The sequence below is a fragment of the Fodinibius salicampi genome (assembly GCF_039545095.1).
GTDB classification, from domain to species: Bacteria; Bacteroidota; Rhodothermia; order Balneolales; family Balneolaceae; genus Fodinibius; species Fodinibius salicampi.
Map to the genome: position 1 here is coordinate 50,128 of NZ_BAABRS010000006.1, position 14,884 is coordinate 65,011.

General features: G+C 42.9%; 14 protein-coding genes. 9 read left to right on the top strand and 5 right to left on the bottom strand.

Annotated elements, in window-relative coordinates; translation table 11 throughout:
• The first annotated feature begins 13 nt into the window (after positions 1-13).
• The gene (locus tag ABEB05_RS16505) at positions 14-406 is read left to right on the top strand and encodes a hypothetical protein (RefSeq protein WP_265791837.1); all 393 of its coding nucleotides are present in this window, start codon (positions 14-16) and stop codon (positions 404-406) included.
• 69 nt (positions 407-475) lie between these two features.
• Here ABEB05_RS16505 and asd read toward each other — a convergent pair whose 3' ends face one another.
• Complete coding sequence (gene asd, locus ABEB05_RS16510) at positions 476-1,534, bottom strand: aspartate-semialdehyde dehydrogenase (RefSeq protein WP_265791836.1); 1,059 nt, start codon at positions 1,532-1,534, stop codon at positions 476-478.
• 139 nt (positions 1,535-1,673) lie between these two features.
• Between asd and ABEB05_RS16515 the strand changes: the two genes are divergently transcribed.
• Both ABEB05_RS16515 and ABEB05_RS16520 read left to right on the top strand, forming a co-directional pair.
• Complete coding sequence (locus ABEB05_RS16515) at positions 1,674-3,143, top strand: glycine--tRNA ligase (protein WP_265791835.1); 1,470 nt, start codon at positions 1,674-1,676, stop codon at positions 3,141-3,143.
• 12 nt (positions 3,144-3,155) lie between these two features.
• Complete coding sequence (locus ABEB05_RS16520; RefSeq protein WP_265791914.1) at positions 3,156-3,749, top strand: peptidoglycan DD-metalloendopeptidase family protein; 594 nt, start codon at positions 3,156-3,158, stop codon at positions 3,747-3,749.
• 26 nt (positions 3,750-3,775) lie between these two features.
• Here the strand turns inward: ABEB05_RS16520 and rocD are convergent, their stop codons facing one another.
• On the bottom strand, positions 3,776-5,017 hold the full coding sequence (gene rocD, locus ABEB05_RS16525) for an ornithine--oxo-acid transaminase (protein WP_265791834.1): 1,242 nt from the start codon (positions 5,015-5,017) through the stop codon (positions 3,776-3,778).
• A 210-nt stretch (positions 5,018-5,227) separates the two neighbouring features.
• Here rocD and ABEB05_RS16530 point away from each other — a divergent pair, with 210 nt between their 5' ends.
• The 5 genes from ABEB05_RS16530 to ABEB05_RS16550 all read left to right on the top strand — a co-directional run bounded on the left by ABEB05_RS16530 (position 5,228) and on the right by ABEB05_RS16550 (position 10,715).
• On the top strand, positions 5,228-6,382 hold the full coding sequence (locus ABEB05_RS16530) for an amidohydrolase (RefSeq protein WP_265791833.1): 1,155 nt from the start codon (positions 5,228-5,230) through the stop codon (positions 6,380-6,382).
• Complete coding sequence (gene alr / locus ABEB05_RS16535; protein WP_265791830.1) at positions 6,382-7,554, top strand: alanine racemase; 1,173 nt, start codon at positions 6,382-6,384, stop codon at positions 7,552-7,554. The genes ABEB05_RS16530 and alr overlap by 1 nt, the downstream gene beginning before the upstream one ends.
• A 166-nt stretch (positions 7,555-7,720) precedes the next feature.
• The gene (locus ABEB05_RS16540) at positions 7,721-9,169 is read left to right on the top strand and encodes a sodium:solute symporter family protein (RefSeq protein ID WP_265791829.1); all 1,449 of its coding nucleotides are present in this window, start codon (positions 7,721-7,723) and stop codon (positions 9,167-9,169) included.
• Between the two features lie 31 nt (positions 9,170-9,200).
• Positions 9,201-9,641 (top strand): GNAT family N-acetyltransferase, encoded by a 441-nt coding sequence (locus tag ABEB05_RS16545; RefSeq protein ID WP_265791827.1) that lies wholly within the window; start codon positions 9,201-9,203, stop codon positions 9,639-9,641.
• A 3-nt stretch (positions 9,642-9,644) separates the two neighbouring features.
• The gene (locus ABEB05_RS16550; RefSeq protein WP_265791825.1) at positions 9,645-10,715 is read left to right on the top strand and encodes an alanine/ornithine racemase family PLP-dependent enzyme; all 1,071 of its coding nucleotides are present in this window, start codon (positions 9,645-9,647) and stop codon (positions 10,713-10,715) included.
• A gap of 114 nt (positions 10,716-10,829) precedes the next feature.
• On the opposite strand, the gene ABEB05_RS16555 is transcribed toward ABEB05_RS16550, so the two are convergent.
• The gene (locus tag ABEB05_RS16555; RefSeq protein ID WP_265791824.1) at positions 10,830-11,420 is read right to left on the bottom strand and encodes a superoxide dismutase family protein; all 591 of its coding nucleotides are present in this window, start codon (positions 11,418-11,420) and stop codon (positions 10,830-10,832) included.
• Between the two features lie 197 nt (positions 11,421-11,617).
• Here ABEB05_RS16555 and ABEB05_RS16560 point away from each other — a divergent pair, with 197 nt between their 5' ends.
• A complete protein-coding gene (locus ABEB05_RS16560; protein WP_265791823.1) occupies positions 11,618-12,046 on the top strand; it encodes a VOC family protein in 429 nt (142 codons plus the stop codon).
• Between the two features lie 51 nt (positions 12,047-12,097).
• On the opposite strand, the gene ABEB05_RS16565 is transcribed toward ABEB05_RS16560, so the two are convergent.
• Both ABEB05_RS16565 and ABEB05_RS16570 read right to left on the bottom strand, forming a co-directional pair.
• Positions 12,098-12,865, bottom strand: a complete 768-nt coding sequence (locus ABEB05_RS16565) for an SDR family NAD(P)-dependent oxidoreductase (protein WP_265791822.1) — start codon at positions 12,863-12,865, stop codon at positions 12,098-12,100.
• A gap of 35 nt (positions 12,866-12,900) precedes the next feature.
• Positions 12,901-14,862, bottom strand: a complete 1,962-nt coding sequence (locus tag ABEB05_RS16570) for an ABC-F family ATP-binding cassette domain-containing protein (RefSeq protein WP_265791820.1) — start codon at positions 14,860-14,862, stop codon at positions 12,901-12,903.
• Between the last annotated feature and the right edge of the window lie 22 nt (positions 14,863-14,884).

The following is a 14,884-nucleotide window of genomic DNA, read 5'->3' on the forward strand; positions in this document are numbered from 1 at the left end:
AATTTGCATTCTTATGATTGATCGCCAGACGGTACCATTTAAAATCACAAATATATTTCATGGCCTGAAAGAGATTCAGGGACTCATTGGGTTGGAAGAGAATGGCCTGAAGATTGAGTACGAGGAACAGGACAGTATTTTTGGAATGATCAAATCAGGAGTATCAACGATTAAAATTCCCTTTGATAATTTACAGGAGATTACCTTTAAGAAGGGTTGGTTCGGAGGTAAAATTGTATTGGAGGGAAACTCGATGGAAGCTTTTAACGGACTTCCGGGCACAGAGCCGGGGAGTCGTACGCTTGAAATAAAGCGGAGTGATCGGGATGAAGCACAAAATTTAATCTCTCATGCTCGTATGCGGCTATCCGAATATAAACTTGAGAAGATGGAAGGAGAGCGTTAAAAAATGAATCGGAGCAATGCTATCACGAGGGATACATGTTACTCCGATCCAGATAAATTAAGAGTGAATTTACTTAAAATAGCCTTTGGCAGCCAATAGTTCGCCATTCAAGATGGCTCCACCAGCTGCTCCGCGGATTGTATTATGAGCCAAGGTTACATATCCTATGTCCATTACTTTTCCTTTTCTCAGACGACCCACAGCTGTTTGCATGCCGCCTTCACGATCTGCATGAAGTCGCGGTTGAGGATGACGGTCTTCCTCATATAAACGTACCGGAGTTTCAGGTGAGGACGGTAGGTCAAGTTCAGCAATTGGATTTTTCCAATCGGTAAAGGCCTTTCGCACTTCATCTATGCTCTCAGGTTTAGTTTCTAATGATACTGAAACGGAAAGCAGATGTCCGTCGACCGTCGGAACCCGTACGGCCGTTGCCTGGATGGGGAAATCTCTGTAGGCAATGCTGTTTTCATTTACACGTCCAAGCAATTTGGTTGATTCGGTTTCCACTTTGTCTTCTTCACCACCAATATAGGGCACCACGTTTGCTACAATATCCAGGCTGGCTACGCCGGGATATCCAGCCCCTGAGATCGATTGCATAGAAGTCACAACAACAGCCTCAATGCCAAAAGCATCGTCGAGAGGCTTAAGCGACATGGAAAGCGGTACCGATACGCAATTCGGGTTGGTGACAATCCACCCATCACCATTCTTGCTGAAGCTTTGCTTTGTGATGAGTTCAGCATGATCGGGATTTACTTCCGGAACCAATAATGGAACCTGCTCGTGCGTGCGATAATTCTTTGCATTCGAGATAACAGGTATTCCTGCTTCAGCAAAACTCTTTTCTATATCCCCGGCTACCGATGAATCCAGACCTGAAAAGACAAAGTCAACATCAGCGAATTCCGAGGGGATACATTCGGTAACTACAATGTCTGATGCGTTGGAAGGTAGCTCGGTTTTTTCAATCCAATGGACGGCCTGTTTGTATTTTTTTCCGGCTGATCGTTTCGAAGCTCCCAGTGAACTTATAGTAAACCAGGGATGGGTTTCGAGTAAACGGATAAATTTTTGTCCGACGGCACCAGTGGCACCTAAAATTCCAACGTTAAGATTTTTCATCAGGTTATTTTTTTGCTGCGATTAACGGTGCTAAATATCGCAATAAAATCATTAAATCTTAATCATTAATTAAAGACATATTTTTTTCTATCTTTGAGCATTCTTGAATTGCATCAAATAACAAAGAAACTGTAGCTACATGTCCGTTACTGAACTCGAAAATTTAGATACTATTGTTTCGCTGGCAAAAGCCCGCGGGTTTATTTATCAATCATCAGAAATTTATGGTGGCTTGGGGGCCGTCTATGATTATGGTCCGCTGGGAACCGAATTAAAGCGTAATATCCGGGATCACTGGTGGAAGGTGATGACTCAGTATCACGATAATATTGTGGGGCTGGATGCTTCTATCTTTATGCATCCCAAAGTGTGGGAGGCCAGCGGACACGTGGAGGGATTCAACGATCCGATGATTGATGATAAGCAGTCCAATAAACGGTATCGGGCAGATATGCTGGTGGAAGAACATATCGCAAAACTTCGTAAAGACGGTAAGGAAGAGGAGGCTGATGAACTCCAAGAGCTGTTGGATACAACGGGCAAACGCGAAGGTTTGTGCAAAGATCTCCATAAGTTAATTATAGAAAATGAGATCCGGGCACCCGAATCTGGGGCGTTTGACTGGACGGATGTGCGTCAATTTAATCTGATGTTTAAAACCCAATTTGGTGCGACCTCTTCGGGAGACGATGATGATGCGGTGTATCTGCGCCCTGAAACAGCACAAGGGATTTTTGTGAATTTTAAGAACGTGATGGATACCGCCCGCCAAAAAATTCCCTTTGGTATCGCACAGGTCGGGAAAGCTTTTCGCAATGAGGTGGTTGCCCGGCAGTTTGTATTCCGAATGCGCGAGTTTGAGCAGATGGAAATGCAGTACTTTGTGGAACCCGGAACGGATGAAGAAAATTATGAAAAATGGTTATCTAAACGATTGGATTGGCATAAAGAACTGGGTATTCGTGAGCATAAGTTGCGTACCCATCCCCATCCGGAAGATAAACTAGCTCACTATGCGGTTTCTGCCGCCGATATTCAATATGAATATCCCATAGGATGGCAGGAAGTAGAAGGGGTACACAATCGAACAGATTTTGACTTGAGTCAGCACCATGAGTATTCCGGAAAAAAGCTGGAGTATTATGACCAAAAGAAGCAGAAGCGTTACACTCCCTATGTAATTGAAACGTCTATTGGATTGGATCGGGCTGTAATGATGGTACTTTGTGATGCCTATCGAGAAGAGGAAGTAGATGGAGATAGCCGTACAGTGTTAAAGCTTAACCCAAAGATAGCACCAACGAAAATCGGTATTTTCCCACTTATCAAAAAAGATAAGCTGCAGGATCTCGCGCACAAAATTGAGCACGATCTGCGCGAAGATTACAATGTGCTGTATGATGAGTCGGGTTCTATAGGTAAACGTTATCGCCGCCAGGATGAAGCCGGAACTCCCTTCTGTATCACCGTTGATTTCGATGGGGTAGAATCTGAGGGAGAGGATACCGTTACGATTCGTTATCGTGACGATATGACCCAAGACCGCGTACCGGTAAGCCGTCTACGCGAGGTGATTGGAGAAAAGATGAGAAGCTGGAAACCGGAATAGTCATTGAAAAGCATGGTAGGGCTTGAATTTTCGAATACGCATTTCGCCAAGGTTATGGATTATCCTGACGAGATGTTTGTGTTTGATTTTACGGAAGGCTACGACCCCGAGTTTATTCGGTCGAAGGAATGGGGGATAGGTCGATATAACGAGAAAAGAAGCGAGATGTATGTTGCTCCTCAATATCAGAGCCGTCGTGATATTCATATGGGCATTGATATATGGACTAAAGCCGGAGCCGATGTCTATTCGTTTTATGAAGGAGAAGTTGCCTATATACGGTATAACGACCAGCCGGGTGATTACGGACCGACGTTCGTAGTCGAATATTCCATAGAAGAAACGACTCTTTTTGCATTATATGGGCACTTGTCAAAAGAATCACTCGAAAAGGTTAGTGTGGGGGAGAGTATCTCAACGGGAGAGCAAATTGCAGAACTTGGCAGCGAGGAGGTAAATGGTGGATGGGTTCCCCATCTCCACTTACAACTTTCACTAGAAGATCCGGGAGAGGCGGATATGCCGGGGGTAGTGGCGGAAGAAAACCTTGAGGAGGCTCTGTCAGCCTATCCCGATCCCCGAACGGTACTGGGACCTCTTTATTGAGCCCAGTCCATATTTTTAGACATCTCTTAATTTAATTCATTTTCTTGTTCGTAAGTGCTGATCGTATCGGTAATAATTGATATGCAATCCCGAAGCTGGGTTTCTGTCATTACCAACGGGGGGGCAAAGCGGATGATGTTCCCATGGGTAGGCTTTGCAAGCAAACCGTTTTCCTTAAGCTGAAGGCAAATGTTCCAGGCCGTATCGCTTTCAGGACTGTCATCGATGACAATAGCATTGAGTAATCCTTTTCCACGAACAAGACTAACCAGAGAAGAGTCTTCAATGAAATCTGCCATAGCCTTACGGAATATTTCCCCTAGTTTTTTAGCATTTTCAGCCAGGTTTTCTTCGCGAATAACATCCAGTGCTTCCATGGTGACGGCGCATGCCAATGGATTTCCTCCATAAGTAGATCCGTGTTCACCGGGTCGCAGACACTCCATGATATCATCATTTGCCAATACGGCGGATACGGGATAGGCTCCGCCCGAAAGGGCTTTACCAAGGATTACAATATCGGGGCGCACATTTTCGTGATCGACGCAAAGCATCTTCCCGGTGCGGGCAATGCCTGTTTGAATTTCATCTGCAATCAACAGGGTATCGTATTTCTGGCAAAGCTCCGATGCTTTTGTAAGATATCCTTCATCAGGCACCTTTACACCGGCTTCTCCCTGTATAGGTTCAACCAGAAATCCGGCGACATCCTTTTCCTGTAAAGCCTGCTCAAGCGCATCAAGATCGTTGTAGGGAATAGAAACAAAGCCCGGAGTATAAGGACCGAAATTTTTTCGGGCTACCGGATCGTTGGAAAAAGAAATGATACTGGTGGTCCGGCCATGGAAATTACCTTTGGCTACAATAATGGTCGCTTTTTCAGGAGTGAGATTCTTTTTTTCGTAGGACCATTTGCGGCAAAGTTTAATGGCTGTTTCAACTCCTTCTGCACCTGTGTTCATGGGCAGGAGTTTGTCATAACCGAACAGCTCACTCATATACTCTTCATAAGCACCCAGCTGATCGCTGTAAAAAGCACGGGAAACCAAAGTAAGCTTTTCGGCTTGTTCTTTTAATTTTTTAATAATACGGGGATGACAGTGCCCCTGGTTAACGGCAGAATAAGCTGATAGAAAGTCATAATAGCGATTACCTTCCGGGTCCCAAACAAAAACACCTTCTCCTTTGGATAGCACTACCGGCAACGGGTGGTAGTTATGCGCTCCATATTTATCTTCAAGGGATATTGCTTGTTCGGTGGTAATCATCAGTAAGTGATTGTTGGATTGAAAAATTTATGACATTAAGAAGATACCGTCTTAACAACAGAAGGAAAATATTTTTTTAATACTTTATCCCCCCCCAATTTTATAAAAAAGTATTTGAGAAGGATCGAAAAAAAGATCGTTGGCAATTCTGCATTAAAATGCACTTATTATTCCTTTGCTATGAATTGTTAAGGAATAAAATTATAGCTCATGCCTTTCGAGATAGAGCAATACATACCCGAATTAAAAAAACTACGACACCGGTTGCATGCTGAGGCTGAGATTTCAGGCTCAGAAAAGCAAACGGCTCAAATAATCCAGGAATTTTTATCGGATACTAATCCAGATGACATCCAGTCTAATATTGGCGGACACGGAATATTAGCAACCTATCTGGGAGAGGCAAACGGCCCGCACATTTTACTGCGTTGTGAGCTCGATGCTTTGCCTATTAAGGATAAAATTGACGCTTCCTATAAGTCCCGGAAGGAGGGAGTGGGGCATAAGTGTGGTCATGACGGGCATATGAGTATTGTATGTGGAGTGGCTAATATTTTAGGAGAAGAGGGGCTTTCAAGCGGTCAAGTTTCCCTCCTCTTTCAGCCCTCCGAAGAGACAGGAGAAGGAGCTATGGCTGTTTTGGAGAATCAAAAGTTTAAAAAGCTAAATCCGGATTATTGTTTTGCACTTCATAATCTGCCAGGATACGAAAAACACCAGGTTGTTATTCGGGAAGGGATTTTTGCAGCCGCCTCGGCGGGGTTAGCTATTCATTTTTATGGCGAAACATCCCACGCTGCTCATCCTGAAGAAGGAAAAAGTCCCGCACTGGCTGTAGGACAGCTCATACAATCACTTTCGTCAGTACCTCAATTCTATTCGTCGCTGGATCAGGCAGTCAAAGTGACGGTTGTCAATGTTGAATTGGGTGAAGAAGCCTATGGTACATCTCCGGCTGAGGCAACCGTAAGAGTAACCCTTCGTACCTATGATGATGGCGTTTTGAATAACCTCCAAGATCGATGTGTTCAGATAGCTGAAGGACTGGCTTCAACTTATGATTTAGAGATAGAGCATGATTGGGTTCAGCCTTTTGCAGCCTTGGTGAATGATAGTAAAGCAGTAAAAGTTATACGTGAAAGTGCTGAAAATCAGAATCTTAAAGTTTTAAGGAAAGAACTTCCATTTAATTGGTCTGAAGATTTTGGATATTTTTTGAAGGAAATACCCGGAGCAATGTTCGGGTTGGGAAGCGGGGAGGGGCATCCACCTCTGCATGCTGGAAGCTATGATTTTCCTGATGAAATTATTGTGAGTGGAGTAAAAATGTTTATGCAAATTATTAAAGAAACGGTATCGGAGTAATGAAAGATCTGTTCTACCCTTCACACATTGAATTGAATGAAGCGGCTTTTAAGAAAAATATTACCTTCCTCAGAGATTATATTGGTAAAGATGTAGTGTTCAGCTCAGTTATAAAGGGTAATGCATACGGCCACGGCATCGAATATTTTGTCCCCATGGCAGAGGATTGTGGCGTTCGTCATTTTTCAGTGTTTAGTTCAGATGAAGCACGTAAAGCACAGAGAGCTTCTTCCCATTCCAGTACCCATATTATGATTATGGGTATGATTAGCAATGATGTGATTGCCTGGGCAATTGAGCATGAGATCTCGTTCTTTATTTTTGAATTAGACAGGCTTAAAGCTGCGATCAAAGAAGCGCGGCGATTGGGCAAGTCAGCTCGGATCCATTTGCACCTTGAAACCGGCATGAATCGGCTTGGCTTGGCGCCTGAAAAATTTGAAGATGCGGTTCAGATGCTGAAGGAAAATCACAAGTATCTGGAAGTAGATGGGTTATGTACCCATTATGCTGGCGCGGAAAGTGTGGGTAATTACGTCCGTATTAAAAAGCAGATCGAAAACTTTGATGAATATTGTTCCTGGTTTAAAGAAGAGGGAATCGAAGCAAAGCAAATACATTCGGCTTGCTCAGCTTCGGCCCTGAATTATCCGGATACTATTATGGATATGGTCCGGATCGGGATTGCCCAGTATGGTTTTTGGCCTAACCGCGAAACATATATGAATTTTGTAAAACGACATCCGAGAGTTGATGAAGAACATCAGGATCCCCTAAAACGGATCATAAGCTGGAAGAGTAAAGTGATGAGCACGAAAAAAGTACCAGCGGGTGAATTTGTGGGCTATGGCAATACCTATTTAACCAGTCGTGACCAAAATATAGCAACTGTGCCCATTGGCTATTCGCATGGTTTCGGTCGTAATTTGACCAATGTAGGTATTGTACTTATTAATGGAGAGCGAGCACCCGTAGCGGGATTAGTGAATATGAATCTATTGACTGTTGATATTACCGATATCCCAAACGTTCAAAAAGGAGATGAAGTAGTAATCATAGGGAAACAGGGAGATCAGGAAATGACCGTTGCTTCTTTTAGTGAAATGCGTAATTTCATGAATTATGAAGTTCTTGTACAAATACCTTCAACATTGCCTCGGTATATTGTTTAGTAATATATACAGCCTGTGTAGATGGAGAAGAAACGTGGCCATGTATCATATTTGGATATTCTGTTAAGGAAAGCCTATATTAACACGCAATAAATTTTAACCCTTGGGTGTAAAGCTCAAGGGTTTTTTTATTAGATGGAAATCCAACATTTGGATTAAAATAATTATGCATTGGATTGACCTAACGATCTTTATCTGCTATATGTTAGGGATGTTGGGATTTGGCTTCTTCTTCCTGAGTAGAAATGAAGGAGCAGATGATTACTATGTGGGTGGACGTAATATGAACAGCCTCCATATTGGTCTCTCAGTAGTTGCTACTGATGTCGGTGGTGGGTTTTCTATTGGTTTGGGAGGGCTCGGTTTTGTGATGGGAATATCAGGATCCTGGATGCTTTTTACCGGTCTGGTAGGGGCATGGCTGGCAGCCGTTTTCCTTATTCCCAAAGTGAAAGGAAATCCTGTTTTCGATAAAGCTTTTACCTTCCCGGAAATATTCAAACATTATTTTACCCCTGAAGTGGCTCTTGTTGCCGGAATTATTTCTGCAATTGGTTACGCCGGATTTACCAGCTCTCAGATTTTAGCCGGTGCAAAATTAGCTACGGGGACCTTTGCCGATCTCGATCTCCAAACAGCACTCATAATTATGGGATCTGTGGCAGTATTATATACAGTGATGGGAGGACTCAAAGCCGTCATTTATACCGATACGGTACAATGGACTATTTTGATGCTGGGCCTGATTTTTATTGGGGTACCGCTCTCTTACACCGCCGTGGGAGGATGGGAAGGGATAACCCAAAATGTAGATCCTGCACTGTTATCGATGGGTAACTTAACATGGCAGCGAGTAGTCTATTGGGGGGCTACCATTATTCCTATCTGGTTTGTTGGAATGACCCTCTATCAGCGTATATATGCTTGCAACGACGAAAAAACAGCTAAAAGAGCGTGGTATTTGGCTGGTGTATTTGAATGGCCGATTATGGCTTTTATGGGGGTTTCTCTCGGACTTTTTGCAAAGGTAGGTGCTGCACAGGGAATGTTCGAATATCTCGGAGCAGCTGATGTATCGGATACTGATCCCGAAACAGGCCTACCGATGTTATTACGAACAATACTACCGGTCGGGCTTATGGGTATCATGATGAGTGCGTATTTTTCAGCTATTCTTTCTACGGCTGATAGTTGCCTGATGGCGGCATCGGGAAATACAGTTTCAGATATTATTGGTTATTTTAAGGAGGTAGATCACGATAGTGATACCTTTTTACGGTTTTCCCAGATTACCACATTGGTTATCGGTACGCTTGCTCTGCTTATTGCTACCACAATGACTAATGTACTGGATCTGATGCTATATTCGTATGCCTTTATGGTATCAGGTCTATTCGTTCCGGTTTTAGGTGCTCTCTATTGGGAGAAAAGCAGTAGCATAGGTGCTATTGGAGCTATGATCATGGGTGGAACAACAACCCTATTACTTGAGTTACTTATAGAAGAGCTTCCTGCGGGTCTTGATGCCAATGTGTTTGGAATTACAGTATCAGCCATTGTGTTTATATCATTATCGCTATTATTCCCGGACAATGAATCGTCCAATATATCATAAGTCAGTCAATATTTAACAATTAAATATTTTTATGCGCTTTGACATTTTACAATCAGATGCAGAAAACCCTACTTCTTTTGGAAGGGAGGATATCACCAATTTCTTATATGAACATCTGGATGAATACGGTGACGCCAAGAAACATATTTTAAATTGCATAAGCTATGCTTACGGAGATAAAGAATGTCAGGATGGGTTTATATTAGTCGCTCATAAAAATAAAAGAATTATGGGTGTGGTTATTATTAATCATACTAATATGGGTGGATATATACCGGAACATATCTTGGTTTATATCGCAGTTCATAAAGAAACGCGGGGAGAGGGTGTTGGGAAACAGCTAATGGAACGGATTATTGAAGCAACGGACGGAGATATTGCTCTTCATGTGGAACCCGATAACCCTGCAATACATCTGTATGAAAAATATGGATTCACAAATGATTATTTAGAAATGCGACTAAAGAAATAGGGAATGGCCTATTTAAAATTATATAGAGATAAGCTGCGTCATAATTATAATTTCCTCGATGATCTTTTTAAAGAGAATGACATCAAATGGGGAATAACAACAAAGCTACTGTGTGGACATGAAGCGTTCTTAAAAGAAGTTGCTGAATTAGGTATTGGTGAAATGCATGATTCCCGGATCAGTAATCTGAAGAAGATTAAAGAGATCGATCCGGATACAATGACTACTTATATTAAGCCCCCGCCAAAGGATATTATCGAGTCGGTGGTGAAGTATGCCGATGCAAGCTTGAATACGGAGCTTTCTACCCTGCATGCCCTTTCTGAAGAAGCAAAAAGGCAGGATAAAGTACATAAGGTTATTATAATGATTGAGATGGGGGACCTGCGGGAGGGAGTAGTCCGGGAAAATCTTATTGGTTTTTACGAAAAGGTATTTAAGTTGACCAATATAGAAGTGATTGGTATTGGGACCAATCTGAATTGCATGCACGGGGTTATGCCTGATGAAGATAAGCTCATTCAACTATCTCTGTATAAACAGATTATTGAACTTCAATTCGACAAAACCATTCCATTGGTTTCAGGTGGAACTACGGTCACTATACCTTTACTGCTGAGAAACCAGTTGCCCAGAGGTATCAACCATTTTCGGGTAGGTGAAGCGCTGTTCTTTGGCAAAGACCTTTTTGCAGACGGAACAATCGAGGGTATGCACAATGACGTGTTGGAACTATATACCCAGATTATTGAAATATCGGAAAAACCTAAAGTTCCGACCGGAGAGCTGGGAAAAGACCCGCAGGGTAACACGGTTGAAATTGACGAGGATGATTATGGGAAAACATCTTATCGGGCTATTCTGGATATTGGATACCTGGATATAAACCCGGATCATCTGATTAATGTAGAGGATGATGTAGAAATTGTTGATGCAAGCTCGGATATGCTAATCCTGGATGTAGGGGATAATACATCTGGTTATGAAGTGGGCGACTTTATAAGATTCCGGATGAATTATATGGGAGCATTAGGGATTATGAATTCAGACTATATAGATAAGATTGTTGAATAAGATTTGTTAAGTATATTCTTATCCGATAAAATGGTTTAAAGCCGATAAGCAATACCAATAAATAAAAAAGCCCGACCCAACGGCCGGGCTGGAAGTGAATATGTAAGCCTTTGCTTATTCAGCACTGGTATTGGCGATGCCTATGACTCCGCATCCCATGCGCGGACCTGCGGCACCGGTAGGCTGAGATTCTAAATCGTCTTCTCCGCCATGTATAACAATTCCGCGGCCAATAATGCTATTGGAACCGTTTAACTCTATAGTGGAGTCTACATAGTTTTTAGTAGCGACTCCTTTTTCGTTGGCTTCAATATTCCCCATATCTCCAACATGTCGGGATTCGGCGTCCGGCCCTGCATGGTCATTGCCTTCCGGATTATAATGGCCTCCGGCAGAAGTTCCGTCAGAAGCAGTGCAATCTCCATATTGATGGATATGGAACCCATGCTTGCCTTGCTCAAGTCCTTCTATTTCAGCTTCAACGCGAACTCCATCATTTGTTTGGCTAAAAGTAACGGTCCCGGAAGCACTGTTCCCTTCAGTGGGATGAACAACAGCTACTGCTTTGGTATAATCTGTGGTTACTTCAACCGTGTCAGTAACTGTTTCCTGGGATTGTTGCTGTTCAGTACCTTGCTGAGCACAACTAACAGCAAAGGTCATTAAAAAGAGTCCTATAGCATATTTAGTGAATAATTTTATCATGGTATATTCTTTAAGATTTAATTAAAACTTACTTTTTGTAACAGCAAAGCTTTTTATAACATTCAATGCCTGGTTAGGTTCCAAACATCGGAGGATATAAATACAATCTTTTTTATTCCTGAACAAATTTTATCATAGGTTTAAGTAATATTTATAGCGTATATTAATGTTATAAAATAAACTCTATCTTATATTAAATGACTGATAAGAGAAAGCCTTTTTTTCATCTCGCATTTCCAGTAACGGATCTTCAGGAAACCCTTATTTTTTATCGTGATGTGCTTGGATGTGAAACCGGAAGAAGTTCAGATCAGTGGATTGATTTCGATTTTTGGGGACACCAGGTGGTTGCACACCTTAGCCCGGATGAGGCCGGAAAATCAAGTGTGAATGAAGTAGACGGACATGCGGTGCCGGCCAAACATTTTGGATTAATTCTGGAATGGGTACAATGGGAGGAACTGGCTGAAAGGTTGCAAAATAAAGGTGTCAATTTCATTATCGATCCTTATATCCGTTTTGAAGGCCAACCTGGGGAGCAGGCAACTATGTTTTTCAAGGATCCCAGTGGGAATGCACTGGAATTCAAGGCATTTCGGAATGAAGACCAGATTTTTGCCAGTTAGCGTTTGACTCATAAAAGCTACCGGTAATTTAATTTTTATCGTCGTTTTAATTTATCCTGCTGCAGATGCTCCTCCATCAATCGTATAGACAGATCCGGTTGTCCAGGCTGATTCGTCACTGGCCAGGAAAAGAATGGTGCGGGCTATATCTTCAGGAGAACCGACTTTTTTCATAGGCAGGGTTTCCGGCACTTCATCGAGAATAGTATCCGGGTTAGGAAAAGCTGCCGCCGAATTATCGTAGAGATCTGTTTGTACGGGGCCCGGTTGTACTAAGTTGATGCGAATGTCTGGGGCATAGTCAACGGCGGCCTGCCGTACCAAAGCTTCAACGGCTCCTTTTGAGGCGCAGTAAGCGGCATGATTTGGGAAGCCCTTATGAGCTGCGATAGACCCTGTTACGACAATACTTCCTGTAGCATCGTTATGCTTCATTTCCGGAATAGCCGCACGCATTAAGTAAAATATGGCGTTTAAGTTCGTATCTAGTGTTTGGTGCCAGGTGTTTTTCTCAACTTCGGTTATGGACCCTAGACCAAGTATTCCCGCGTTGGGAATAAGTATGTCCAGGCGGCCAAATTCTTCGATCGCTTTTTCAACAAGCTGGTTATTCGCCTCGGGCATACGAATATCTGCTGGTACAAATATGGCCGATCCACCTTGTTTGGAAATGGTCTTTACTACTTGCTTCCCCCGTTGTTTATTGCGGCCACTAACCACTATTTTTGCTCCTTCTTTAGCAAAAAGTTCAGCGGTTGCCCGTCCCATCCCACGGGTAGCTCCGGTTATAATGGCCACTTTGTTATCTAATTTTCCCATAGACTATTGATTAAAAAATATATTCATCTGTTCCTTCATTTTGAAGCGAACTCTTCTTCGATTTCACTGATCTCCATGGCTAATTCTTCCCATTCAGCATAGATTTCTACCAGCTCGGCCTTGAGCTTCTCATATTCCATGGATATTTCTTTAACTTGTTCCTCATCGTCATAGAAATCAGGTTCGGCCATTTCTTCCTCAATTTCATTTTTACGACTTTCGAGTTGCTCAATTTCTTCTTCAAGGGGCGCAATTTTCTTTTTGAGTGGCTTTAGCTGGTTATATTTTTCTTGCCTTTTTTGGGCTGCGATACGCCGCTCTTCCTTTCTGGATAAGCCGTTGTTCTGGCCGTTTGATGGTGTATCCCGGTTATCATCATCCTCTTTTTCTCTTTCTTCCACCTTTTCGAGGTAGTAGGAAACATTGCCTAAAAATGTATTAGTGGTTTGCGGACGTACTTCCAGTACTTTATCGACTATAGGATCGAGGAAGTCACGATCGTGAGAAACGATCATAAAGGTACCCTCATATTGCTCAAGCGCCTGTTGAAGAATACGTTTGGATTGCATATCCAAGTGATTAGTCGGTTCATCAAAAATCAGGAAATTGGCCGGTCGTAATAACATCCGTGCCAGTGCCAGCCTACTTTTTTCCCCACCGGAAAGGACCGATACTTTTTTAAAGACATCATCACCCTGAAAAAGAAAGCAGCCCAAGATTGTTCGCAAACGGGTTTCTTTGGCATGAGGATCCGCTTCACGCATAATTTCAAACACGGTTTTTTCAAGGTCCAGTTCATCGGCCTGATGCTGGGCGAAGTAACTGGTGGTTACATTATGGCCGGGTTCTCGTTTGCCGTTAGTGGCTTCTTCAATTCCTGCCATGATACGGATCAATGTTGACTTACCCGCCCCATTGGGACCGACGACCGCAATTTTATCTTGGCGATCGATGGTATATGAGAGATCCTCGAATACCACATTATCGCCATACTGTTTGCGGACATTCTCCAGCTTCATAACAATAGCCCCGCTTCGTTCGGGTGGTGGGAATTCAAACGTAATTTCTTCTTCCCTTTCATCCAGTTCAATCTTGTCCATTTTTTCCAGCTGCTTGATGCGGCTTTGCACCTGTGCCGCCTTGCTGGCATTGTACCGGAATTTGTCAATAAAATCTTGTATTTCCTTGATTTGCTTCTGCTGGTTCTCATACGCCTTGCGCCGGTGTTCCATTCGTTCGGCATGTTTTTCCCGGTAGTAGTCATAATTTCCAGCATAATCCAGCAGTTTTCCATGGTCAAGTGCAAGGGTTCGATTGGTAATCTTATTGAGAAATGCTTTATCGTGAGAGACAAGAATAACGGCACCTTCATAGTTTTGCAGGAACTGCTCGATCCAGCGCAGGGAATCAATATCCAGGTGATTGGTCGGCTCGTCAAGGAGAAGGTACATAGGTCTCTGTAACAATAACTTAGCCAATGCAATACGCATGAGCCATCCTCCGCTGAATTCGGTCGTCATCCGTTTAAAGTCATCGGTGGAAAAGCCGAGTCCCATAAGTACCTTCTCAATGTCAGACTGCAGCGTATAGGCTCCGGACTGTTCAAGCTTGCTCTGATATTTTCCCAGCTGCTCCATGGTCTTTTTATACTCAGAGGATCCGGTATCCATGTTGGATATTTTTTGCTGGGTCTCCTGCACCTTTTTCTCGAGTTTGCGAATGTCTGCAAATGCGCTTTCGACCTCTTCATAAACGGTACGATTGGGATCGGGATCAACCCCATCCTGAGGAAGATACCCGATTGTAGCAGCCTGGGACTTTTTTATGGTACCTTCATTCGGTACAACTTCTCCGGCAATTATTTTAAGTAAGGTCGACTTACCCGCCCCATTGGGTCCGACGAGCCCTATACGGTCACCGGGATTAATAAGAGCATTAACTTCTTGAAGTAAGGGTTCCCCTCCAAAGGAAAGAGATATATTATTTAATGAAAGCAAGGCAATAATTTTCTTAACATTT

Coding starts and splice junctions, on each gene's coding strand:
- ABEB05_RS16505 (WP_265791837.1), top strand. CDS start 14: ATGATTGATCGCCAGACGGTACCATTTAAAATCACAAATATATTTCAT.
- asd (WP_265791836.1), bottom strand. CDS start 1,534: ATGAAAAATCTTAACGTTGGAATTTTAGGTGCCACTGGTGCCGTCGGA.
- ABEB05_RS16515 (WP_265791835.1), top strand. CDS start 1,674: ATGTCCGTTACTGAACTCGAAAATTTAGATACTATTGTTTCGCTGGCA.
- ABEB05_RS16520 (WP_265791914.1), top strand. CDS start 3,156: ATGGTAGGGCTTGAATTTTCGAATACGCATTTCGCCAAGGTTATGGAT.
- rocD (WP_265791834.1), bottom strand. CDS start 5,017: ATGATTACCACCGAACAAGCAATATCCCTTGAAGATAAATATGGAGCG.
- ABEB05_RS16530 (WP_265791833.1), top strand. CDS start 5,228: ATGCCTTTCGAGATAGAGCAATACATACCCGAATTAAAAAAACTACGA.
- alr (WP_265791830.1), top strand. CDS start 6,382: ATGAAAGATCTGTTCTACCCTTCACACATTGAATTGAATGAAGCGGCT.
- ABEB05_RS16540 (WP_265791829.1), top strand. CDS start 7,721: ATGCATTGGATTGACCTAACGATCTTTATCTGCTATATGTTAGGGATG.
- ABEB05_RS16545 (WP_265791827.1), top strand. CDS start 9,201: ATGCGCTTTGACATTTTACAATCAGATGCAGAAAACCCTACTTCTTTT.
- ABEB05_RS16550 (WP_265791825.1), top strand. CDS start 9,645: ATGGCCTATTTAAAATTATATAGAGATAAGCTGCGTCATAATTATAAT.
- ABEB05_RS16555 (WP_265791824.1), bottom strand. CDS start 11,420: ATGATAAAATTATTCACTAAATATGCTATAGGACTCTTTTTAATGACC.
- ABEB05_RS16560 (WP_265791823.1), top strand. CDS start 11,618: ATGACTGATAAGAGAAAGCCTTTTTTTCATCTCGCATTTCCAGTAACG.
- ABEB05_RS16565 (WP_265791822.1), bottom strand. CDS start 12,865: ATGGGAAAATTAGATAACAAAGTGGCCATTATAACCGGAGCTACCCGT.